The sequence below is a fragment of the Nocardia sp. NPDC052566 genome (assembly GCF_044547285.1).
GTDB lineage: Bacteria > Actinomycetota > Actinomycetes > Mycobacteriales > Mycobacteriaceae > Nocardia.
This window is the reverse complement of sequence record NZ_JBIUAF010000004.1, coordinates 454,032-477,252: the sequence shown is the minus strand read 5'-3', so window position 1 is coordinate 477,252 and position 23,221 is coordinate 454,032. Positions and strand designations below refer to the sequence as shown.

General features: G+C 64.6%; 21 protein-coding genes. 11 read left to right on the top strand and 10 right to left on the bottom strand.

Annotated elements, in window-relative coordinates; translation table 11 throughout:
- Positions 1-169 precede the first annotated feature (169 nt).
- The 7 genes from ACIG5A_RS21945 (at position 170) to ACIG5A_RS21915 (ending at position 6,913) form a co-directional block, all read left to right on the top strand.
- On the top strand, positions 170-2,773 hold the full coding sequence (locus ACIG5A_RS21945; RefSeq protein ID WP_397242754.1) for a polymorphic toxin type 28 domain-containing protein: 2,604 nt from the start codon (positions 170-172) through the stop codon (positions 2,771-2,773).
- A 116-nt stretch (positions 2,774-2,889) separates the two neighbouring features.
- Positions 2,890-3,312, top strand: coding sequence for a contact-dependent growth inhibition system immunity protein (locus ACIG5A_RS21940; protein ID WP_397242752.1), 423 nt, complete (start codon positions 2,890-2,892; stop codon positions 3,310-3,312).
- A 159-nt stretch (positions 3,313-3,471) separates the two neighbouring features.
- Complete coding sequence (locus ACIG5A_RS21935) at positions 3,472-3,915, top strand: hypothetical protein (protein WP_397242750.1); 444 nt, start codon at positions 3,472-3,474, stop codon at positions 3,913-3,915.
- A 167-nt stretch (positions 3,916-4,082) separates the two neighbouring features.
- Entirely contained in the window at positions 4,083-4,655 is a 573-nt protein-coding gene (locus ACIG5A_RS21930; RefSeq protein WP_397242748.1) for an SMI1/KNR4 family protein, read from the top strand.
- A gap of 123 nt (positions 4,656-4,778) precedes the next feature.
- Positions 4,779-5,615: an SUKH-4 family immunity protein gene (locus ACIG5A_RS21925; RefSeq protein ID WP_397242746.1), complete on the top strand. Its 837-nt coding sequence runs from the start codon at positions 4,779-4,781 to the stop codon at positions 5,613-5,615.
- A gap of 90 nt (positions 5,616-5,705) precedes the next feature.
- Complete coding sequence (locus ACIG5A_RS21920; RefSeq protein WP_397242744.1) at positions 5,706-6,023, top strand: YrhB domain-containing protein; 318 nt, start codon at positions 5,706-5,708, stop codon at positions 6,021-6,023.
- Between the two features lie 11 nt (positions 6,024-6,034).
- Positions 6,035-6,913, top strand: a complete 879-nt coding sequence (locus ACIG5A_RS21915; protein WP_397242742.1) for an ADP-ribosylglycohydrolase family protein — start codon at positions 6,035-6,037, stop codon at positions 6,911-6,913.
- A 108-nt stretch (positions 6,914-7,021) separates the two neighbouring features.
- On the opposite strand, the gene ACIG5A_RS21910 is transcribed toward ACIG5A_RS21915, so the two are convergent.
- The 4 genes from ACIG5A_RS21910 to ACIG5A_RS21895 form a co-directional block, all read right to left on the bottom strand.
- Complete coding sequence (locus tag ACIG5A_RS21910; protein ID WP_397242740.1) at positions 7,022-7,414, bottom strand: SgcJ/EcaC family oxidoreductase; 393 nt, start codon at positions 7,412-7,414, stop codon at positions 7,022-7,024.
- Positions 7,415-7,479: 65 nt separating this feature from the next.
- Positions 7,480-9,186 (bottom strand): glycosyltransferase family 87 protein, encoded by a 1,707-nt coding sequence (locus ACIG5A_RS21905; RefSeq protein ID WP_397243956.1) that lies wholly within the window; start codon positions 9,184-9,186, stop codon positions 7,480-7,482.
- A gap of 40 nt (positions 9,187-9,226) precedes the next feature.
- The gene (locus ACIG5A_RS21900) at positions 9,227-11,362 is read right to left on the bottom strand and encodes a transglycosylase domain-containing protein (RefSeq protein WP_397243954.1); all 2,136 of its coding nucleotides are present in this window, start codon (positions 11,360-11,362) and stop codon (positions 9,227-9,229) included.
- A 684-nt stretch (positions 11,363-12,046) separates the two neighbouring features.
- Positions 12,047-12,460 (bottom strand): DUF5318 domain-containing protein, encoded by a 414-nt coding sequence (locus tag ACIG5A_RS21895; RefSeq protein WP_397242738.1) that lies wholly within the window; start codon positions 12,458-12,460, stop codon positions 12,047-12,049.
- Between the two features lie 157 nt (positions 12,461-12,617).
- Between ACIG5A_RS21895 and ACIG5A_RS21890 the strand changes: the two genes are divergently transcribed.
- Positions 12,618-13,172: a PadR family transcriptional regulator gene (locus ACIG5A_RS21890; protein ID WP_397242736.1), complete on the top strand. Its 555-nt coding sequence runs from the start codon at positions 12,618-12,620 to the stop codon at positions 13,170-13,172.
- Entirely contained in the window at positions 13,165-14,265 is a 1,101-nt protein-coding gene (locus ACIG5A_RS21885; RefSeq protein ID WP_397242734.1) for an inositol-3-phosphate synthase, read from the top strand. The genes ACIG5A_RS21890 and ACIG5A_RS21885 overlap by 8 nt, the downstream gene beginning before the upstream one ends.
- A gap of 64 nt (positions 14,266-14,329) precedes the next feature.
- On the opposite strand, the gene ACIG5A_RS21880 is transcribed toward ACIG5A_RS21885, so the two are convergent.
- The 6 genes from ACIG5A_RS21880 to ACIG5A_RS21855 form a co-directional block, all read right to left on the bottom strand.
- Positions 14,330-14,755, bottom strand: a complete 426-nt coding sequence (locus ACIG5A_RS21880) for a GyrI-like domain-containing protein (protein WP_397242732.1) — start codon at positions 14,753-14,755, stop codon at positions 14,330-14,332.
- A gap of 9 nt (positions 14,756-14,764) precedes the next feature.
- Positions 14,765-15,223: a GyrI-like domain-containing protein gene (locus ACIG5A_RS21875; protein WP_397242730.1), complete on the bottom strand. Its 459-nt coding sequence runs from the start codon at positions 15,221-15,223 to the stop codon at positions 14,765-14,767.
- 277 nt (positions 15,224-15,500) lie between these two features.
- A complete protein-coding gene (locus ACIG5A_RS21870; protein WP_397242728.1) occupies positions 15,501-17,756 on the bottom strand; it encodes a transglycosylase domain-containing protein in 2,256 nt (751 codons plus the stop codon).
- A 263-nt stretch (positions 17,757-18,019) separates the two neighbouring features.
- Positions 18,020-18,859, bottom strand: a complete 840-nt coding sequence (locus ACIG5A_RS21865) for a carbohydrate ABC transporter permease (protein ID WP_397243952.1) — start codon at positions 18,857-18,859, stop codon at positions 18,020-18,022.
- Positions 18,860-18,900: 41 nt separating this feature from the next.
- Positions 18,901-19,893: a carbohydrate ABC transporter permease gene (locus ACIG5A_RS21860; protein ID WP_397242726.1), complete on the bottom strand. Its 993-nt coding sequence runs from the start codon at positions 19,891-19,893 to the stop codon at positions 18,901-18,903.
- A 45-nt stretch (positions 19,894-19,938) separates the two neighbouring features.
- Positions 19,939-21,240 carry an ABC transporter substrate-binding protein gene (locus ACIG5A_RS21855; protein WP_397242724.1) on the bottom strand — a complete coding sequence of 434 codons (1,302 nt, stop codon included), beginning with the start codon at positions 21,238-21,240 and terminating at the stop codon, positions 19,939-19,941.
- A gap of 123 nt (positions 21,241-21,363) precedes the next feature.
- Here ACIG5A_RS21855 and ACIG5A_RS21850 point away from each other — a divergent pair, with 123 nt between their 5' ends.
- Both ACIG5A_RS21850 and ACIG5A_RS21845 read left to right on the top strand, forming a co-directional pair.
- Positions 21,364-22,209 carry a DUF2786 domain-containing protein gene (locus ACIG5A_RS21850; protein ID WP_397242722.1) on the top strand — a complete coding sequence of 282 codons (846 nt, stop codon included), beginning with the start codon at positions 21,364-21,366 and terminating at the stop codon, positions 22,207-22,209.
- 182 nt (positions 22,210-22,391) lie between these two features.
- Positions 22,392-22,904: a TIGR04338 family metallohydrolase gene (locus ACIG5A_RS21845; RefSeq protein WP_397242720.1), complete on the top strand. Its 513-nt coding sequence runs from the start codon at positions 22,392-22,394 to the stop codon at positions 22,902-22,904.
- Positions 22,905-23,221: the final 317 nt, after the last annotated feature.

Below are 23,221 nucleotides of genomic sequence, written 5' to 3'. Positions count from 1 at the left end.
CGTTTCGTCGTTTCGGGCTTCTTCTTGTGTGGTTCGACGGGCGAGGTCTGGTCGGCGCACTCCGTCTTCTGAATGTGTGAGGTGCCGTGATGGCCGATCGTGAGCCGTTCAAATTCCGACGACTCCTGTTCCGTCGTTGGTGGCGAGTCGTGCGGCGTATTTGGATGCGTTGACCGACAGTTTCATTGCTTCGTCGCAGGCTGCTGCCGCTGCGGCCCAGTTGGGTGGGCGGGTCCACAATTTCGAGGGGATGACCGAGTCCGGTGCGGTGGCGCGGTTGGAGCGGATCTATGCCGGTGAGGATCTGATCGCGTCGGCGCGGTCGTTGTTGAGGACCGAAACAACGTCTGCCGGTGTGGGTTTGGATCCATTGCAGCCGGTTGTCGAGACGGGTGAGTCTTCGGCGGAGACGTCTGCTCCGCCCGTGGCGGCTGGTACGGGCCGGCCGCCGATCAGGACGATCGGTTTTGAGAAAGGGCTAGGTTCGGAGCCCGCGGCCACACCCGAGGAGCAGACACGTCAGAACCAGGCCAACAATGCATTGCTGCAGCAGCAGGTCGAGGAAGCACGCCGTAACAGGCCACCTCAGCGGCAGGCGCCGCTGGATCAGATGTTCCGGCCTGATGGGGTGGCGCCGGCTCCGCCGGTGTCGGTTCCGTCGGGTCTGGGTGAGCTGTCCGGAGTAGGTGCCCCACCCGCAGCCGCCAACACCCCTACAACGCCTGCCGACCCGGCTCCGGCCGATCCTGGCCAGCCGGCACAGCGGCCGCCGACCGCGTATGAGCGGATGTTCGCCGGGCTCCCCGGCAATTCGCACGGCTCGGAGCAAGCGGCTCCGACCGCGTCGGTGCCGTCGTCGTTGGGAGAGATGGCGTTGCCCGGCAACCCCGACTACCGGCCTTCGTTCACGGTCTCGGCATCGTGCGAGACAGGGGTGCCTCCAACACCTGGTGTGGTACCCGAATCGATCACCAACCCGATGCCGACCTTTCGTATCGAACCGGGCTACACAACCAGCGGCTACCACTACACCCCAGAGCAGTTCGCCGCCGACATGGCGACCGTACGCAACGGTCCATACCCGTGGAAGCCCGGATCGGACAACCCATACGACGCGGCATACCAACGACTATCGATGGCGCAGTACAGCATCGAGGAACAGAGCATCGACCTTCGGTGGGCGCACTTCGACGCCCGCACTCAAGAGGAACGCGATCTGCAAACGGCCGCGATGGGCAGGCTGCGTCAGGCCGGTATCCCCTGGCACGACCCCGCGATCGCGAAGTTCATCCACGATCGCGACAAGGTCCCGGTCCTCAACGACCCCTCCAAACCAGCACGATGGGCGCCTCCTCGCAGGTTCACCAACGCCGAACTGCTCGAGCAGATCAAGGAAGCGAACCGAACCAGCACCACCCTCCGTGAGTTGGCCAACGGCGCAATCGACGACATGTTCATCGAACCGTCGAAGGTGCTATGGCAGGCAGCCCACGGCGAGGGCGACCACAGCGCATGGGATATCACCTGGGCCGCAACCAAACTCGGCGTAAACGTAGTGCTCACCGTTCCCGGCCCCGGCGCCGCCGCAGCAGCAGGCGCCAAACTCGCGGTCCGGAGAATGGCACCCGAGTTCTGGGAAGCCATGACCAGCGCCGAGACCGCCGCTCAAGCCGTCCGGGTCGGCAGCGAGTTTCACACCAAACAACTACTCGACGACATCACCACCTACAACCGCACACACATACCACCCAACCGCCTCGCCCCACCCGACTCCATTCCCCGCAACCCACCCCCGATGGCTCCGGAAGCAGCGCCCAAGCTCCCTGCTCCGCGTGCAGAGATGTCACCGGCCGAGATGCCGACGTTCTCCCCGAAGCCCGGCACCCCACCACTGCACGCAGAAGCACCCGTCGTCGAAACGCCCAGACAACTCCCCAACTCTGCAGCAACCGCACCGAATCCGCACACATCCTTCCCAGGAATAGCAGCACACACCCCGGACCCACTCAACACCAGCGTATTCACCAATACCTTCCGCGCGCTGAACGACCCTATCGAGTTCGAAGCATCCCGACTACTCCTGAACAACGACGCCAACCAACTCGTCAAAGTAGCCCAAGCCCACGCAGGCGACCTATACCGCACCTCGGACCTACCTGGGTTTGGTGTTCGAACCGACCTGACAGTTACCACTCGTTCGGACATAACCTTCACTAATAGCGCGAGCAAATCCTATAACCCTCTTGCCGGACAAAATGTGCCAGGCGGGACCGGCGCGAATCTTCGGCCAGGAAATACGGCGAGGCAGTCGGCCGACTCCCCCGTGGTGTCTACGAGCGGCCGCCCGCCATATCCGCCTGGTTCATCTGGCGGTACTGGACGCGGTCTTCCGGAGCAGCCTAGCGCCCGCGACCTCGGTCTTCGTGAGGACGCTCAAAGGGCGTTGGACAAGTTTGAGAACATCAAAGAAGATCCTGTCGGCCGGATTAATTCCGAACCGAATCACAACCACTATGACGCGGCCAGGCGTGAAGCCCGTGGCGAAGTAGTCGCCGAGAAGAGCCCTGGTGTCCCGTTCGATCACATCGCAGATCTTATGAATGCCCGCAATGGACTCGACAGGATCCGTAGGGTCTTAGAGCGAGAGATTGCTAATCCTCCGAACGAGATGACCGAACGAGGTTTGGAAGTATCGATGAGAAAGAAGAAGGAGGTTACAGTAGCTTTAGATCGGCTCAACGGCTTCCTTCACAGCATTGGTCGAAGGAAGTGAGCGGCGCGAGCCGCGACCATCGTGCCACCCGCTCGATCGTGCTTGCCGTGACAATGGTCGAGCTGAGGAGCGGCTGAATAGTGACGCGCATGTAGCACCCGTGAGAGGATCATCAGGTGACATTGGCCCGGAACATCGACAAAGCGAAATCGGTCGAACAATTGGAGGGAGTTTGCTGGACTGAGCCAGCCAAGTTTGCAACAAGCATGGTTGAGGCCGTTTATTTGTTGCGGAAGCGCCCGGTTGGCGAGCTGGCACCACACGAGTTAGCTCGTCTAATAAGCCAGAACATCGGCCTTCCATGGTTGATCCCGATCGCGCTGGATTATCTTCGGGAAACGGCGCCTAGTGAGGCTGCGGGAGGGTTTTACGATGATGATCTCCTCGGTGCAGTAATTACTCGCAACAAAGCATGGTGGGTCACCATGCCCGAATATGTGACCCACCTCAAGGAAACAGTCGAAATGTTGACGGATATCGGCCAGTATCTGAAAGACGATATCGATCAATTCATCTCAACCTTGGCAACGGGCGAGTAATCGTCATGGAAATCGAGATGTATTGCTCTCTGAAAATTGGATCCAGGCTACGATCTTATGTGGGAGTTCATGTGGGCGGGACCGAGTAGAGAGTCGATCGACGAGCCTGGACGTGCTGGAATGCGACACGTATGGCATCTATAGGCCGATGGAGATTTAATGATCGACAAAGATTCTCGGCTCACTGAATGGGAGCGGCAGCGTCGGGAGTCGTTGAGTGGATTGCGGAGCGCGTTGGACGCAGATCATATCGATCTGGATAGTGATCCATTAGCATTCATGGCAACTCTCGACGAGTTTATTGCAGGTCAAGATTTCGAACATATGGATGACGATGATTGGCTCTGGTTACACACGATGTTGGCGGCATACGTGGCGCAGGTTTTTCTGGTTGAACATCACGCAAAGTGGGATCTGATCACAGATGAGCGAGGTTCTAATTACATTCTGATAGTTCGCGGTCGCGATGGGGCCGACCATTTTGTGTCGCCAATGGATATAGTCTACGATGACTTCGGTCGAGCCATGCCGCCCGAGATCCCGAGAATCCTGGCAGCAGCTGAGCTTGCTGCGGGCATCGGATCAGAGTTGTGGGAGATGTAGCGAGAGCGATCATCTCCTACGATAAGTTTAGTTCGCAACGGAAGCAATGTTGCTAAAGCCTCTAGGGTGAGGAGCGTATACGGATCGAATAAATAAGATACTAGGGTCGCAATCAGGAAAGTATCCCGAAGGTTATATGACAACCATATTCGAGATTGAGTAGGATTATGAGCGAACCTGCCGACTGGCCTGCGCTTATTGGGATGATGATCATCCTGAAGAGTGATATTGATCGAGCCGATCCTGACCATTTGCAGGACTACGATCTGCCAAGGATACGCGCCGTCGAGTCAGAGTTGCTCGACATCGAAGGCAATCTAGATATTGTATTGCCTTCGTGTTATCGGGAATTCCTTCTGCATGCAAATGGCTGGTCGGCATTTTATTGGAACACTGACCTATTCGGCACCGTGGAGTTCAATGGAGGAGGTGCTGCTCAAGTTGCCTGGGAATCGATTGACATATTCGAATCCGAGGCGGTGCTCGGGGATGTGGGCCTGTCTGCTTCTCAAGTGGTGCCAATCGGTGCGGGCATCGGCAGTGAAAATCTCTTCCTTTTGGTGCGGCCGACTGTTCCTGATCTCGGCGGCAACGTGGTATGGATCAGCGGTGGTGACAGTGTTGAGGTATATCGAGATTTTGTGGATTTCTTTTCGTACATGATAGAGATGCATCAAATCATCCTCGATGAACTGCATGCGAAGCACGGCATCATCAATGGCGCTGACGACGATGACTGATATTCTTGAGTAAAGTAAATAGATCACTTTCATGGATTGCAATTGGATAGCGCTGGCGCAGTCGAAAATCTTGATATCGACCTGTGCGCTAGATAACGTCCAGACAAGAATCGAAGCGCTCAGATGGTGAACCCTTTCTATGTCGACGTAGCCGCGAAGGTTGAGCGACTTAGGTCGATTATTTCCGATGACCATGGCGATGACGGAGATTTTTTAGCCCTGTTCCCCGCCGGGATAGAGTTGGCTGAAGACAGCGTTCTCGGCAGCTATAGACGGCAGATGGAGTCTATAATTGATTCCGGCCGAGCCTCGGAAGACGTGCGCGCGGGCCTCGATGATCTTTCGCTGCCTAATGCCATGCTCGAGCTGTATCGAATAACTAATCATCCGACGGCGGATCTGGTTGAATTTTTCGGACGCTTCACAAAGGACTGCTGGGATGCATGGGGAGGAGAGAAAGGTACCCTACCTTGCCCGGTTGATGAGTGGAAGGATGAGTTCAAAGCGCCCATTGATGCCTATCCGGGTATAGATTTTCTTCCTGTATGTGTGTCGTATGTTTACTGCTCGGCGCTGCGCGGCGAGATGGACCTGTATAGCAGGATTCACTTGGAACCTCACGCAGATGACGGTGGAGACGCAGTCACTACGATCTTGGTTGGGGAGGTGCCGGATTGCGATCAGATGATATTCCTCTTCGATACGCACCACGGTTCGGTGTTGTTCTTGGATCTAGAGGCCGGCATCCCCGAATTGGTCAATTCAAGTTTAAAATGTTTTGTGGAATTCCTCTACCGGTTTGCCATGTTTGCAGAAGCTGATGAGGGGATTGAAGGGCGTGCAATCCGTGCGGATGATCTATATCGTGAGTTAGCGCAGCTGGATCCGTCGGCCTTCGTAGAATCGGATTCTTGGTGGTCTATGATATTTCATGAGCTTATGTCCGCTGCAGAAGTATAGTCTGGGGTCGATGAGAAGGATCGCCAGGCGGTGAGCTGCAGGTTGGACGATAGTTATCGAGGATGCCCGCTGGAGAGAGTTGAGGGCCTTATGGGAGTGACGCTAGAACAGGCTCGAGTTATTGCTGAGCGGTTCTTGGCCCAATTTTCGACGAGTGAGCGACCTTTGGCTCTCTATCCAGAACCTGATGACGAGGGTTGGAGCTTCGTGTTCGAATGGAACACGAAACGCTATTACCGGACCCGCGATACATCGGACTCGGTAGGCCCCGGCTCTGGGCCCATAGTTGTGGTGAAGTCCAGTCGTGACGTGTGGATGTTGGCCAGTGCGCCCAGCTTTGATGTTCAGCTGGCCGAGTACGCTGAGCGAAACAACATCAGATCTCAGGGAGAGCAGGCCCGCTCATAGTCTCCGTCGTGATGGCCGACCGTCGTGAACGTGCCGTTGGGTCACTGCGTGGTTTGGCGGTGGGGGATGGGTTCGGGTCATGTTTTGCCGATCCGATCAATCTTGTTGCTCTACAGTCGCGTTCATTGCTGCCGGGGCCGTGGTTGTGGACTGATGACACGGAGATGGCCTGTTCGGTCTTTGCTGTGTTGGACCGGTATGGGCGGGTTGATCAGGACTGGCTCGCTGAATCTTTTGTGGCGCATTACGACATCTATCGGCGGTATGGGCCTGGAACGAACAGGATTCTGCGGTTGATTCGGCAGACGGGGGCTGATTGGCGTGAGCTTGCGCCTTTGGCTCGGGGCGGACACGGGTCGTGGGGGAACGGTGCGGCGATGCGGGTGGCACCGTTGGGTGCCTATTTTGCTGATGACCTGGATCGGGTGGTGCGGGAGGCGGCTGCGTCAGCTGAGGTGACTCATACCCATCCAGAGGGTGTGACCGGTGCGATTGCGGTGGCTGTTGCTGCGGCGCTGGCAGTTTCGCGGCCGGATCTGTGTGGGGGCGGATTTCTCGATGCGGTCGCTGCGCGCATGCCGGCGGGGAGAGTTCGGGATGGTATCGGTGCGGCCGACGCAATGTCGGACGCCGCTGAGGCGGCGGCGGTGTTGGGTAATGGGCGGGAGATTTCTGCGGCCGACACGGTTCCGTTCTGTCTGTGGATCGTCGCTGCGTATCCGAACGATTTCGCTGAGGCATGTTGGGCGACTGTCGCTACGGGCGGTGATGTCGACACCACCTGTGCCATCGTGGGCGGCATTCTCGGTGCTCGCCTCGGTGTCGCTGGGGTGCCGAGCGAGTGGCTGGCTCACTGCGAACCGCTCCCTAGATGGGTCGCTGCTGGATGATGGGATCGTGAACAGAGCGCAGGCGAGGCTGTTCAGGCTCAGGTGACGCAATGGTCGAACAGCACTGAATCCCGCACTGCGGTGGGGGATTCAGCGCTGAGGGGAGTGCTAGCCGGTGCTGACGGGGGTGTTCTGGCCGGTGCGGATGCGGCCTTCGCCGTCGCGGAATTCGACGGTCAGGATGATCAGGCCGTGCATGGGGTCGTGCGCCGGGTCGGCGCTGTCCCTGGTGTGCTGGCGTGCCACGATCTGCACGACGGTGGGGGTGAGTTCGATGGTTGCCTCGTGCTGGTAGCTGACGCTGATGTCGTGCAGTGGTCCGCCGGGGGCGAAGACGAAACGCTGTTTGGTGAGCAGTTCCGCGCGGCCCTTCGCCAGGCTGCCGCTGAAGTTGACGAAGGTGGTGTCCTCCCAGAACAGCGCGTTCATCGCGTCGGCATCGTTGGCGTTGAAAGCATCCTCGTACCGCGTCAACAGATTCAACGCCGCATTGTCAGTCATCGACTTCTCTTCCCACTCAGCTCGTAACAACACCGCAAACCCTAGAACCTCGAGTGTGCTTTAGGTCAACCGCGGGCGGGGGCTGGGCGGGGGCGCAGCGGTGCGGGGAGCCAGGGGAGCAGAGGGTCGGGGGCGCGGTCGATGATGCCCGCGACGGGGTCGTCGGTGAATTCGCGGCGGACCAGGTCTTCTTCGGGGCGGTAGATCTGGCGGACTATCAAGGCGCACAGGGCGATTACGGCGACGTCGCGCACGATGACGGTGCCGGTGAACCATTGTTCCGGCAGGCCTTTGCGGTCGAGGCCGAGGTAGTAGAACATGCGGGGGACCCAGACGAGGGCGTCGATCGTCATCCAGGCCAGCAGGATTCGGCGATGCGGCAGGGCGAGGACGGCGAGGGGGACCAGCCACAGCGAGTACTGCGGGCTCCAGACCTTGTTGGTCAGGAGGAAGGCGGCGATCACCAGGAAGCACAGCTGGGCCAGGCGCGGGCGGCGCGGGGCGGTGAGGCCGATGTAGCCGATCAGCGCGCAGGCGGCGACGAACACCAGCAGCGACACCAGGTTGAGAATGGTGGGCGGTTCGGCGTGGCTGAGGTTGCCGTCGAAGCCGGGCCAGCCGGTGAACGAGGTGATCACGTTGTAGATCGAGTCGGGATCGGCGTGCCGGGTGGTGTTGAGCCGGAAGAACTCTCGCCAGCCGGTCGGGTACAGCGCGAGGATCGGCAGGTTCACCGCGATCCATGTCCCGATGCCCGCGGCCACGGTCAGCCCCGCCGCGCCCAGCGGCCGTGAACTGAGTATCGAAGTACGGTACGGGGTTTCGCGCACCCACAGCATGAGCGAATCCCAGCTGTCCACATCGCGCAGCCGGATGCCGAGGTGGGCGCTCGGCGTGCGCTGCATCGGATCGGACCGCATGGCGAGCACCACGATCGGCCCGAGCAGCAGCAGCGGATACAGCTTGGCCGCACCGCCGAGCCCGAGCAGCACACCGGCGAGCACCGGGCGCCGTCGCGCCCAGGCGAGCAGGCCGGTGGCGGCGAAAGCCGTTGCGAGCGCGTCGAAATTGGTGAAGGCGTGCACGATCACCAGCGGTGAGCAGGCGATGAGCGCGGCGTCCCACACCCGGCGCCCGGCCAGCGTCGCCGACGCCCACACCGTGACGAGCCAGGCCAGCGCGAGCCCGAAGGCGATGACGTTGAAATAGATGACCACCTGCAGTGCGCCGGGCAGTAGCGGCGTCGCGTCCCAGCTCTTTGCGACCTGCATCGCCGCGTACTGGTAGAGGCCGGACAGCACCGGATACTCCATGTACCGGGTTTCCCGATCACCCTCCGGCGTCTGCTCGACCCACTTCTTCTTGTACGGGAAGGCGCCCTCGTTGAGCCGCTCCGCCCCGTACAGCGGCACCGTGTCCGAGTAGCACATGGCAACGTACTGGCGGCCGTTGTTCCAGTCGAGGGTGAGCGAGCCGTCGGCGGTGCCGGTCTGCTGGATGCAGCCCGCCTTGCTGAACCAGCCGAGCGCGAGGAACACCACCGTGAAAAGGAACAGGACCCGCATCGGGGTCCAGAACCCGACGCGGCCGATCAGCGCGTGATCGCCGACCGGCCCGCCGATGACGGTGCTCAGCTGCGCCGTCAGAGAATCGTTGCGGCTCGGCTTGTCTCGCGCGTCCTCCGATCGCAGATCCGGCGCCAGCGGGGCGGGCGAGTCGTAGCCCGCCCCACTGGACTGCAGCCCGCTGGAATGCGGGATCCGCTGGTCCACCAGTTGCTGATCGGTCACGGCAGCCGAGGTTACCTGTCGACTACCTGCCTCGGCTCGGCTGCGTGCCGTTGTCGGTGGTCCCGCCGTTTCCGGAGCGCGGAGCGGTGGTGACCGTCGGCGACGAACCGTCGGTCGGCGCGACGGGCTGACCGGGCAGCGGTCCCGCTTCCGGCTCCTTCTGCGTCTGCGGCTGCGTCTGGCGCTGCTGCGGGGGCGGCTGCGCGCCGGGGATAGGGATCGGGCCGAATGGCGTATCTATCGTCGGCGGCACCCACGGCGGCAGGAAGGTCGGCGCCTCGGTGGTCGATGGCGCGGTATACGGCGCGGTCCACGCGGGCACACCGGCCTGGCCCTTGATCGCGCCCGGCTTCGGGAACGATTCGTTGGGCGTGCCGTCGAGCGCGGCGTCCATGGTCGACTTCCAAATGTCGGACGGCAGACCGGATCCGTAGATCATGCCGCTCGCACCGCGCAGCGGGTCGCCCTGCTCGGTGCCGACCCAGACCGCGGTGGACAGCGACGGGGTGTAGCCGACCATCCACGCGTCCTTGTTCTGGCCGGTGTCGCCGAGCTGGGCGGTGCCGGTCTTGGTCGCGGAATCGCGGTTGCCCTTGAGGTTGTGATGACGCGACCAGGCGGCGATCGGCTTCATCGCGTCGGTGACGTTATCGGCCACCGCGGCGTCGACCCTGCGCTCGCCCGCGACGTCGCCGCGGTCGAGCAGTACCTGACCGTCGGCGGTCACCACCTTCTGGATGAAGTGCGGTGCGTGGTAGATGCCGGAGGCCGCCAAAGTGGCGTAGGCGGAAGCCATATCGAGCACGCGGGCCTGGTACTGGCCGAGCACGATGCCGTTGTTCGGGCCGGAGCCGTCCGGTTCGCTGAGTGTCTTGGGCACGCCGGGAATGGATTCTGGGATACCCAGTTTGTGCGCCATGTCGGCGATCTTCTGCGGACCGTTCTGCATGTCCAGCTGCATCCGGTAGAAGCTGGTGTTCAGCGACCGCTTGAGCGCCTCGGCGATGGTGCACATACCGCACTGCTCGCCCTCGACGTTGGTGATCTTGATGCCGTTCACCGTGATCGGCGAGCTGTCGTACATCTGCGACAGTGGCTTGCCCTGCGCCAGGTTCTCGGCCAGGCCGAACACCTTGAACGAGGAGCCGGTCTGCAGGCCCGCGTTGGCGAAGTCGTAGCCCTGGCCGTCCTCGCCGCCGTAGTAGGCGCGCACGGCGCCGGTGCGCGGATCCACCGAAACCACCGCGGTGCGCAGATTGTCCGGCTCACCGGACATGTTCTTGCGCGCGCCGTCGACGGCCGCCTTCTGCATCTTCGGATCGATGGTCGTGGTGATCTGCAGGCCGGCCTGGTTGAGCTGCTGCTCGCTGATGCCCGCGGCCGCGAGCTCCTTGAGCACCTGAGTCTTGATCAGGCCCTCCGGCCCGGAGTCCTGGGTCTTGTCGCGGGTGGACGCGGCGGGCACGACCTGCGGGAACTGCTGCTTCTGCCGGTCGGCCTGGCTCAGCGCGTTGTTGCCGACCATGCCGTCGAGCACGTAGACCCAGCGCTCCTTGGCGCCCTCCGGATTCTTCTCCGGGTCGAGGCCGGACGGCTGCCGGATGACCGCGGCGAGCACCGCGCCCTCGGAGACCGAGAGCTCCTGCACCGGCTTGCCGAAGTAGGCCTTGGCGGCGGCGTCGATACCGTAGGCGCCGCGACCGAAGTAGATGGTGTTCAGGTAGGCGGCGAGGATGTCGTCCTTTTCCCACTGCTGCGCCATCTTCGCCGAGATCACCAGCTCGCGCAGCTTGCGGGTGTACGACCGCTCGTCACCGACCAGCGCGTTCTTCACGTACTGCTGGGTGATGGTCGAGCCACCGCCCGCGCTCTCGCGGCCGAACAGGTTGTCCCTGGCGGCGCGGCCGAAGCCGGTGATGGAGAAGCCGGGGTTGGTGTAGAAGTCCCTGTCCTCGGCCGCGATCACCGCGTTGCGCACGTGCGGCGGGATCTGGTCGATCGAGACCTCGGTGCGGTTGCCCTCGGGGGGAATGACTTTCGATAGCACCGTGGTGCCGTCGGCGGCGTAGATCGATGCGACCTGGTTGGTTTTGAGATCGCCCGGTTTGGGTACCGACACCGTCATGAAGGCGACAAGGCCCATCGTGACCGGGATCATGGCGAGTGCGATCAGCACGTAGAGCACTCGGCGCACGATCCGCCACTTCGACTTCTTCTTCTGCCCGGGACGGCGCTTGCCCGACCCGCCGGAACCATCGCCGCTGCCGCCGTTGCGGCGCGGTGGCGGACCGGACGGCGGTCCCGACTGGGCGCGGCGCTCACCGGTGGCCGGACGCTCACCGGTCGTCGAACGAGAACCGTTCGCCGGCCGCGGCGCCGCCGGTGTGCCGCGCCGATTGCGTTCGGCGACCGCATCACTCAGCGCGCCGCGCTCGATCTTCTGGGTGGCCTGTGCGGGCGGCGGTCCCGCGGGGCGCTGCGGCTGCGGCGGGCGGCCCTGCTGCGGACGCGGCGGCGGCGGTCCGGGGCGCAACGGCGGCGGCTGCTGCCCGCGCGACTCGGCGCGGTACGGGCCGCCACCGGCGGGGCGCTGTCCCGGCGGTGGGCCGGGACGGGCGCCGGGCGGCGGTCCGGGGCGTGGATTCGGGTATGGGGTGGGACCAGGTTGTGAGCTTCGCGGAGCACGGCCGCCGTGCGGTTCATTCTCGTAGGGCGAATTCACTGACAAGGTCTCCATAACTCGTAACGGGCCGCGAACGTCTGCGCTCGAAACGGCACTGCATGACTCGGTGCGGTCGCGATGACCGCTGCGGACACGTCGAGGCTCCGCACGTTCACATCATCATTCGGCGGCGGTACGCCTGCGGGTACCCGTGCGCCCGCGCGTCGGCGCTGGCGCGGTACCGAGCACATAGGACTGCACCAGATGATTCCAGCTGCAGCTCCGGCATACCTCGACGACATGGACCGAGAACTCTTCGCGAGTCTCGGCGAGACGCACCAACTCCTCCGGGGTGCGGGCCGACCCTGCCACCGGGCCGAGGCCGTCGCCGTAGACCCAGGATACGAGCGTCAATTGCTCTTTCCGACAGATAGGGCATGTGACCTCGCTCCCCCTACCGTGGAACTTCGCCGCACGTAACAGGTACGGATTGGCATCACACACCTCGGCGACATCGACACGGCCCGCATAGACGTCAGCCAGCAGCGACCGGCGCCGGAGCGCGTAGTCGACCACTTGCCGCTGAATTCGCACGCGTCCCAGAGTAGCTGTGTCTAATTGGTCGCGCTGGCGCGCGAGGTGATCGCGGCCCCCTAGATCGCGGGCAGGTGTACGCGGATGTATCGCGCCGATATAGTGGGTAATCGCATCCATCGGTTAGGTCTGTCGATCAGTCAGGAGGTGACGCCCGATGCTCGAGTTGGCGATTCTCGGGCTGCTCCTGGAAGCGCCCATGCACGGCTACGAGCTGCGTAAGCGGCTGACGGGTCTGCTCGGACCGTTTCGCGCCTTCTCCTACGGTTCGCTCTACCCGACCCTGCGGCGCATGCAGGCCGACGGGTTGATCGACGAGGAGGACGCGCCGGGCATCACCCGCCGTGCGCGTCGGGTCTACCAACTGACGCCGATCGGCCGGGAGCGGTTCACCGAACTGCTCGCCGACACCGGCCCGCAGAACTACACCGACGACGGCTTCGGCGTTCATCTGGCCTTCTTCAGCCGCACCCCCGCGGAAGCGCGGATGCGAATTCTGGAGGGCAGGCGGCGGCAGGTCGAGGAGCGCCGAGAGGGACTGCGGGAGGCGATCAAAAAGGCCAGCGGGTCGCTGGATCGCTACACCCGGCAGCTCCATCAGCTCGGTCTGGAATCCAGCGAGCGCGAAGTGCGCTGGCTCAACGAGTTGATTGCCGCAGAGCAATCGACTACGGCGGCACCAAAGAAAGAGGGAAATATCGGCCATGAGTGACACCAATAAGGCTGAGAACGCCACTGAAGTTCGCGTGGCCATCGTGGGCGTCGGCAACTGCGCTTCCTCCCTGGTCCAGGGTGTGCAGTACTACCGGGACGCGGATGAGACCGCGACCGTGCCCGGCCTCATGCACGTCAAGTTCGGCCCGTACCACGTGCGCGACGTGAAGTTCGTCGCCGCGTTCGACGTCGACGCCAAGAAGGTCGGCTTCGATCTGGCCGAGGCGATCTTCGCCAGCGAGAACAACACCATCAAGATCTCCGACGTGCCGCCGAGCGATGTCGTCGTGCAGCGCGGCCCGACCCTCGACGGCATCGGCAAGTACTACGCCGAGACCATCGAGCTGTCCGAGGCCGACCCGGTCGACGTGGTGAAGGTGCTGAAGGACAACAAGGTCGACGTCCTCGTCTCCTACCTGCCGGTGGGTTCGGAGGAGGCCGACAAGTTCTACGCGCAGTGCGCCATCGACGCGAATGTCGCCTTCGTCAACGCGCTTCCGGTGTTCATCGCCTCGGATCCGGTGTGGGCCAAGAAGTTCACCGACGCCGGCGTCCCGATCGTCGGCGACGACATCAAGAGCCAGGTCGGCGCCACCATCACCCACCGCGTGATGGCCAAGCTGTTCGAGGACCGCGGCGTGCAGCTCGACCGCACCATGCAGCTCAACGTCGGCGGCAACATGGACTTCAAGAACATGCTCGAGCGCGAGCGCCTGGAGTCGAAGAAGATCTCCAAGACCCAGGCCGTCACCAGCAACCTGAAGAAGGAGCTGGGCGCGAACGACGTGCACATCGGCCCGTCGGATCACGTCGGCTGGCTCGACGACCGCAAGTGGGCCTACGTCCGGCTCGAGGGCCGCGCCTTCGGTGACGTGCCGCTGAACCTGGAGTACAAGCTCGAGGTGTGGGATTCGCCGAACTCCGCCGGCATCATCATCGACGCGGTGCGCGCCGCGAAGATCGCCAAGGACCGGGGCATCGGCGGTCCGGTGCTGCCCGCCTCGGCCTACCTGATGAAGTCCCCGCCGAAGCAGCTCGCCGACGATGTCGCGCGCGCGCAGCTCGAGGCGTTCATCATCGGCGCGGAATAGACAACCACGCCAACGAGAACCGGCCGGAGGCGAAATGCCTTCGGCCGGTTCTTTTTTGCTCGATTCAGTCCAGGGAGACGTAGACCTCGACCGAGGTCGGCCCGGTGTAGCGCTCGATCTCCGCGGTGTGCGAACGGGTGATGGTGCCCGCGCTCTCCGCCTTGGCGACCTGCGCCCACGCGGTGCGCAGCAGATCGTAGGGCTTGTCGGAGACGACGAACTTGGCGTAGCGGCCGGTGGGGATGCGGGTCACCACGTCGCCGGCGTCCATCTCGTCCATCGAGGAGACCTCGTAGCCGAGCACCGCGACGGCGTGATCGTTCTGGCCGATATAGGCCGCCACCCTCGGCACGTTCTTCTCGCGCGCCAGGTACCGGTCCCAGGTGAAGTTCACCAGGTCCAGATCGCGCGCGGTGACCTCGCGGCCCGCGAGCGGGACGGTGAGTCCGGCGATGAGGCTTTCGTCCAGCGTCACAATTTCGAAGTCCACAGCCTGTTCCTACCCGTCGACCTGATCATCCGCCAGCGCCACGAACACCTCGACGGTGCGCGCGTCGGGATAGTGCTCCCAATCGCCGGTGTAGGCGCGCACGAACCGCCCCGCGGCCTCGGCGTCCCATACGGCGCGCCAGATGCTCACGATGGTGTCGCCGACGTTGTCGCCGCTGGCGATGAACCGGGCGAACCGGCCGGCGGGCACGCGCGCGAGCACGTCACCGGGTAATAGATCGGCCAGGCTGCGGCAGCGGTAGCCGACGATGTGGGTCAGATACGAATTGATCTCCGGCGCGTGATCGACGTAAGCGGTGGTCGGCGGGCCGGGCAGCTGGCGAGCGAGGTTGCGTTTCCACGCCTCTTCCACCTTCGCGCGGCGCGGCCCCTCGACCGCGAGCGCCGGGCTGCGCAGTACGGTTCCCGCAACCAGCGTCTCGGGACGGTCAACGACATTGAAATCCACCGGCGTAGCCCCTATGTCTCGTCTGTTTTCACTTGGCGGCGCTCCCGGTGCCCTCCGTTACGCACGCTGCCTCCTCCGGGCCATTCACTCACGCCGATGTCGCCGCTCGAGCGCCTATCCTTCCGCATCGATACCGCGGTATCGGCGTCGGCCTGGCCATTGTGGGCCGACCCGTTCGCTGTTCGCTCTTACTCTGGCAAACGATGCTGCCATGCCATCCGTTCCTTGTGGCGTTGGTGTGTGGCGTTGGTGTGTGGAATCACCGGTGGCGGCCGCGTTAACCCGGCACCGGAATGCTGAGCCCGGGGAAGATCTCGACCTGCTTCGGGGGCTGCGGATCCGGCGGGATGATCACCACCGGTTCCGGCGTCGGCCCCTGTGGCGGGTTGAGGATGTCGTAGGCGCCGCCGGACGGCTTGCTCGGCAGTCCGGCCTGGCCGCCGACCGCACCCGGCGCCGGGAACTGCTCCACCGGCGAGCCGTCGAGCGCGCCGTCCATGATCTGCTTCCAGATATCGGCGGGCAGCCCGGAGCCGTAGATGTCGTTGCCGCGCGCGGTGCGGATCGGCTGCGACTGTTCGGTGCCGATCCAGACCGCGGTGGACAGCGAGGGGGTGAAGCCGATCATCCACGCGTCCTTGTTGAGCTTGCTCTCGCCGAGCTGGGTGGTGCCGGTTTTGGCGCCGGACGGCCGATTACCGGCCAGCGCGTGCCCGCTGGAGTATGCCGCGATCGGGGTCATCGCCTGAATCGTGTTCTCCGCGACCGGACGCGGGATGCGCTGCTGGCCCGGCGGCAGCTGCTGGCCGACCTGGTTGTCCGGCCCGCCGCGATCGAGCAGCACGCGGCCGTCGCCGGTCACCACGCGCTGCACGAAGTACGGCTGGTGGTAGACGCCGGAGGCGGCGATGGTTGCGTATGCCGAGGCCATATCGATAGGGCGAACGACGTACTGCCCCAGCACTATTCCGTTGAGCGGCCGATCGCCGTTCTCGGTGAGGGTTTCGCCCGCCACGCCGGGGATCTGTTTCGGGATGCCCGCCTGATGCGCGGCCTCGGCAATGGCCTTGGGCCCGTCGAACATCGACATGGTCAGCCGGTAGAAGCTGGTGTTCAGCGAGCGTTTCAGCGCGTCGGCCATGGTGCACTTGCCGCAGGACTCGCCGTCCACGTTGGTGATCTTGGTACCGCGGTCGGTCACCGGTGAGCTGTCAAGAACCCTGGACAGCGGAATGTTCTGCTGCAGCGCGGCGATCACCGCGAACGGCTTGAACGCCGACCCGGTCTGCAGCGGCGCCTGGGCGAAGTCGTAGCCGATGCCGTCGAGGCCGCCGTAGTAGGCGCGCACCGCGCCGGAGCGCGGGTCGATCGACACCACCGCGGTTCGCAATTCGGCGGGCTGGCCGTCGAGGCGGTCGTGCACGGTGCCGAGTACCGCCTGCTGCGCCTTCGCATCGATGGTCGTGGTGATCTGCAGTGCGCCGGTATTCAATTCGCGCTCGCTGATGCCGGAGGCGCGCAGCTCGCGCAGCACCTGGGTGCGGATCAGCCCCTCCGGGCCGCGCGCGGCGTTGGCGTCGGGAATCTCGGCGAACGGGACCACCGCGGGAAACGCCGCCGATGCCCGCTCACCCGCGCCGAGCGTGCCGAGTTCGACCATGCCGTCGAGCACGTAGTTCCAGCGCTGCGTCAGCTCGGGCAGATGGGTCTCCGGATCGAGGATCGACGGCGTGCGGATGATCGCCGCGAGCATCGCGCCCTCGGCCAGAGTCAGCTGCGGTGCGGGCTTGTTGAAGTAGGACTTGGCCGCCGCCGCGATGCCGTACGCGCCGCGGCCGTAATAGATGGTGTTGAGGTAGGCGGCGAGGATGTCGTCCTTGCTCCACTGCCGCGCCATCTTGGCGGCGATCACGAGCTCGCGCATCTTGCGCGTCACTGTGCGCTCCGAGCCGAGGAAGGCGTTCTTCACATACTGCTGGGTGATGGTCGAGCCGCCGCCCGCGTCCTCGCGGCCGAGCAGGTTGTCGCGGGCCGCGCGCAGGAATCCCGAGGTCGAATAGCCCGGATTGGTATAGAAGTTGCGGTCTTCGGCGGCGATGATCGCGTCGCGGACCGGCAGCGGCACGTCGGCCAGCGGGACCGGGGTGCGATTGCCATCCGGCGGAACGACTTTCGCGATCACCGTGCTGCCGTCGGCGGCGACGATGGTGGCGATCTGATTGGTCTGCACCGAGGACGGGTCCGGAATCTCGGCACTCCAGTAGACGAGCACGAACAGCAGCGACGGCACCGCGACGAACATGATGAACAGCGCCAATAGGAGGCGGCGGAAGCGCTCACCCCGGCTGCGCCGCGGCCGATCCGGTGCGGGCGGCGGTACGGGCCGTGGGGCGCGCGAGGATCGAGAAGCCTTCGCCGACCGGCCCTTTCGCCGCCTGGCGCCTTGCTCGTTCCAGCCCGCGACCGACGCATAGGGTGCCGACGCGGGCGTGCCCCCGCGCCGTTTGCGTCCTCGCTTGCGAAACGAGTTCACGACTGCGCCTCGCTGGCGCTCGGCTCCGTCGTGCGCTCGCGCGCGCTGCACCCGTGGTTCACTCGCTGGCGCTCGCTCACGAGCATCTCCCTCCGGAGCGTCGGTAGAAACTCACCTGCACGGACAACGTAAGGAAACGGCTTCGGCCGCACTCTACCGCGCCCGAGGGACCCGCGATGCTATCACCGAGTACGCGCGCTTCACATCGTGAATTCGCGCGGAGATCTACTGTGCGCCCGGGCCGCTGCGGGCCCGGGCGGACTTCAGCTCTTGACGCCGCCCGCGGTGAGGCCGGAGATGATGCGGCGCTGGAACAGCAGCACCATGATGACCAACGGGATCGTCACGATGGTGCCCGCGGCCATGATCGCGGTGTACGGCTCGACCAGCGGATCGTTACCGGAGAACCGGGCGATCGCCACGGTCACCGGCTCGGTCTTGTCGCTGGAGAGCAGCCGGGCCAGCAGGTACTCGTTGACCGCGGCGATGAAAGCCAGGATGGCCGTGGTGAATACGGCAGGCGCGGCCAGCGGCAGCATTACCAGCCGGAACGCCTGCATCTTGGTGGCGCCGTCGATGCGCGCCGCCTCTTCCAGTTCCCAGGGCAGTTCGGCGAAGAACGAGGCGAGGATGTAGACGGTCATCGGCAGCACGAACGAGATGTTCGGGATGATCATCGCCTGGTACTGGCCGATCCAGCCGAGGTTGGTGAACAGCTGGAACAGCGGGGTCACCAGGACGACCACCGGGAACATGGACGCGCTCAGGATGAGCCCGGCCACCAGGTACTTGCCGCGGAACACGATCCGCGCCAGCGCGTATGCGGCGAAGACGCCGATCACCAGGGCGATGGCGGTGGTGACCGAACCGATGACGACGCTGTTGATCAGCGCCCTGCCGAAGTTGTTGCCGCGGCTGGTGTCGAAGGCGTTGCGGAAGTTCTCCATGGTCAGGTGCGAGGGCCATGGCGAGTTGTCGAAGGTGTAGGCGGGGTCGCGCAGCGCGGTGACCACCATCCAGTAGAACGGGCCGAGGCCCCACACCAGCACGATCAGCACGCCGAGGTAGATCCGCCCCGACTTGAGCCGCTCCGTCCACGGCACGGCGGCCTGTCCGGCGGGCGCCTGCTCGGCCACGTCGACGCTCACTTCGCCTCCCGCTGTTCTTCCTGGGTGCGCACCGCGTTGGCGCCCAAGACCTTCACCAAGAAGAAGGCCACCGCGAAGATGAGCAGAAAGGTGATGGTCGACAGCGCGGCCGCGCTGTTCGGGCCCTGGCGCACCTGATCGACGACCAGGATCGACGCCGTTCTGGTCGCCGCGTTGTTCAAGGTCATGATCGCGGGCAGGTCGAACATGCGCAGCGCGTCCATGGTGCGGAAGAGCACCGCGACCATCAGCGCCGGTTTGAGCAGCGGCAGGGTGATCTGGGTGAAGCGTTGCCACGCCGAGGCGCCGTCGACCTTGGCCGCCTCGTACACGTCGGCCGGAATCACCTGCAGGCCCGCAAGCAGCAGCAGCGCCATGAACGGCGCGGTCTTCCACACGTCGGCCACGATCACCGCGAACCGGGCGGGCCAGGCGTCGGCGGTCCACAGGATGTGCGTGCCGAGCACCCGGTTCACCACGCCGTCGTACTGGAACATGAACTCCCACAACCGCGCCGTCACCGCGGTCGGGATCGCCCACGGGATCAGCACGGCGGCGCGCAGCAGCGCGCGGCCGTGGAAGGACTTGCCCATCACCATGGCCATGCCGAGACCGATCACGGTATCCAGCGTCACCACGACCACGGTGAGGAACAGCGTGACGCCGATGGCCATCCAGAACTGGGAGCCGAGCGTGCCGGTCGGGCACGACACCGTCTGCCCGCCCGCCTGGCACTGCTGCAGCAACCAGTGCGTGTAGTTCGAGAATCCGGCGTTGCCGCCCTCGACGAACATGCCGGTGGACTTGTCGAGCCCGGAGTCCTTCTCGAAGGACATCCAGATCGCCCGGAACACCGGGTAGCCGATGACGACGGCGAGTGCGAGCAATACGGGCGTGACGAACACCCACGCCTTACCCGATCGCCGCAACTCCGCTGCCAGCGCGCCGAATCCGCGCGCCTTCTTGGCCGTTCCCGAAGGATCCGACACCGTTATCTCACTCCTACGGGGTGGTCGGGTCCGTTGCGCTGACCGTTACGATCCGGCCGTTTCGATGCCCTTCTGCATGCCGATGATCGCGTCGTCCACGGACTTGGTTCCGGTCAACGCAGCATATGCGTTGTCCTGGACCGCCTTCGACACCGCAGGGTAGAACGGGGTCACGGGGCGCGGCACGGCGCTGGTGATCGAATCCTTGAGCGCGGGCAGGTACGGCATCTTCGCGATCAGGGCCGGATCGTCGTACATCGAGGCGCGCACCGAGGGCAGCGAACCCGAGGCGATGATGTGCTGGGCGTCCTCGCTGATCAGGAAGCGCAGGAAGTCGAGCGCGGTGGCCTTGTTCTTGGAGAACGCGCTGATGGCCGCGTTGTAACCGCCGAGGGTCGAGGCGCCGACGCCGTTCTCACCCGGCAGCGGCGCGACGCCGTACTTGTCCTTGACCTGCGAGGAGTCCGAGCCTGCCTCACCGAAGAAGTACGGCCAGTTGCGCAGGAACAGCAGCTCGCCCTTGGCGAAGGCGTTGCCGCTCTCCGGCTCCTTGAAGGAGATGGCCGCCTTGGGGATGTCGCCGTTCTTGTACGCGTCGACGAGCACCTTCAGGCCCGCGCGGGCCTGCGAGCTGTTCACCGTGGGCGTCTTGCCGTCGGCGCCGACGAAGGTGCCGCCGTAGGCGTTGATCACCTCGGCGGTGTTCACCGTCAGGCCCTCATAGGGTGCGAGCTGACCGGCGTAGCAGCCGATGTTGTTGTCCTTGGCCACCTGGCACTGGCCGAGCATTTCCTTCCAGGTCTTCGGCGCGTTCGGGACCAGATCCTTGCGGTAGAACAGCAAGCCGCCGTTGGTGTTTCGCGGCGCCGCGTACAGCGTGTTGTTGTAGGTGGCGCTGGCGACCGGCGGCTGCAGCAGTGCGGAGGTGTCGATCGCGAAGGAGTCCTTCAGCGGCTGGATCCAGCCCTTGGCGGCGAACTCGGCGGTCCACGGCACGTCGAGGGCGACAACGTCGTAGTTCGACTGCTTGGAGCGCATGTGCTCGACGAGGTCGTCGTACTGCTGCGAGGCGTCGTTCGACTGCTCCTTGAACGTCACCTGCTCGTTCGGGTGCGAGGCGTTCCAGCGCTCGATGAGCTGCTTGACCACGCCGGTCTCGGTGGTGTCCTTGCCCTCGACGTAGGTGATCGGGCCGCGGCCGGACAGGTTCTGGCCGGTCGGATTGCCCCCGCTGTCATTGGAGCAGGCGCTGGCGAACGTCGCGGTCAGCAAAGCCGCCGCGGTCGCCGCCATGGCCGCTCGGGACACGAGCGACGAACGTAGGGACGACACCTTCTTCAAAGCCATCGCGGACACTCCAGGATCGAGAACGTGAGCAGCAGCACACCCTGTCGGTGCACAAGGCAAGATACATGGTGTTCATGTGCCACGCCCGAATTGCGTAGGAAACTTTAGCTAGGGTAGCGGGCAATGACTTCGCCCAACACGGTTCCCGATCGGATGCTCACCCGCATCGGCGGGCTGTTGCGCCAGGCCGAATCCACCGACAACGAGCACGAGGCCGAGGCGTTTCTCGCCGCGGCCCAGCGCCTGGCGACCAGGTCCTCGATCGACCTCGCGGTGGCTCGTGCCCACGTGGCGGGGCGTGAGCGCAGGCCGACGCCGATTCAGCGGGTGATCCCGATCGGCGAGCCCGGCAAGAAGGGGCTGCGCACCTATGTGCAGCTATTCGTCGCGATCGCGCATGCCAACGACGTGCGCTGCGATGTTGCTCGTACCTCGACCCAGGTGTACGCCTACGGATTCGACTCCGATATCGATGCGTGCGAGGCGCTCTACACCAGCCTGCTGGTGCAGATGGTGCGCGCGTCGGATCAGTACATCAAGTCGGGGCAGTACCGGACGGCGACGGTCGACAAGGTCGTCGTCGAAAAACGCTGGGGCCGTAGGGTGCAGCGGCAGGTGCAGGCGCCGGTCGCGCCGGTCACCGCCAGGCTGAACTTCCAGATGGCCTTCGCCGCGCGGATCGGCAAGCGGCTCGCCGAGGTGAAGGCGGAGGTCGAGGCCGAGGTGGCGCCCGCCGACGCCACCTCGACCAGTACCGCGATCGCCTTGCGCAACAAGGAGATCGAGCTCACCGACTTCTACACCAGTACCTCCGAGGCACGCGGCACCTGGCGCGGCCCGCAGGCCTCGGCCGGTCATTCCGCCGCGGCGAAGCGCGCGGGTGACCGCGCGGGCAAGGCGGCCCGCTTGGGCAACTCGCCGGAACTCGGCGCCGCCCGTGGCCAATTGACCGCGCGCGACGATGGCTGAGCGGTGCTGGACCGCACCCGCCTCGGGCGACGGTCCGCTCGGCGAGCTGGACGAATGATCATCAGGAACTGGTGTAAGTGCTCTCTCGCGTTTTGCTGCCCTCAGTTCCTGATGATCGCTCGACCAGGACTTAGGTGGCGTGTCGCGCTCGGCGTGTCGCGCTGGCAAGGGGCGGTGACGGGATGAGTGTTCGGGATGGTCAGCGGGCCAAGGTGTACGACGCCGAGCAGTTGGTGCGTGGCGTGTTCGATCGGGCCGATGAGCACGGGAATCGGACCGTCGAGCTGTACGGGTCGCAGCTGACGCTGCCGATCGAGCGGCGGTTCGCCTCGGTGGCGTCGGTGCAGAGCTACGCCGACAAGGTGCTCGCGCTCAATTGGGTACGCGCGCAATGGGATCGGGCATCGACCCCGGTGCGCGTCCGGTCCAGGGCCGGAGCGTCCGCCGCGCACTACGAGTCCGCCGACGCGGTGCTGGCCGTGCCCCTCCACGCCGGCGGCACCGCGTGGGCCCTGCGCGAACTCGTCGTCCTGCACGAGCTGACCCATCACTTCGAACCCACCCCCGGAGCCGTCGCTCCCCACGGCCCCGAATTCTGCTCGCGCTACCTGGAATTGGTCGACGGCATCATCGGCCCGGAGGCCGCCCTGCTACTGCGCACCACAATGCTCGGCTGCGGCGTGCGCATCGGTTGACCCGTCGCACCGGCACCGCCGCCGCACGGTCCGTGCAGCGCGCGGCCGGATACGACGCTGGTAGTGGAGGTGTCAGCCGCAGCCGGGGCCCGCGGCACAGTGCGCGGTGCACGGTCCGGTTGTGTCGGATGAGTGAGGGCGCCCGGCTGAGGTGCCGCGGATTGCTCATGGTGTGCGGAAGCGGTTCGGGTGTGGTGCGTTCGGTGTGGTGGCGTGGCTGGTGCGGTGCGTGGCCGGGGGTGTTGCGGATCGCTTGTGGTGCGTGAAAGCGGTTCGGGTGTGGTGCGTTCGGTGTGGTGGCGTGGCTGGTGCGGTGC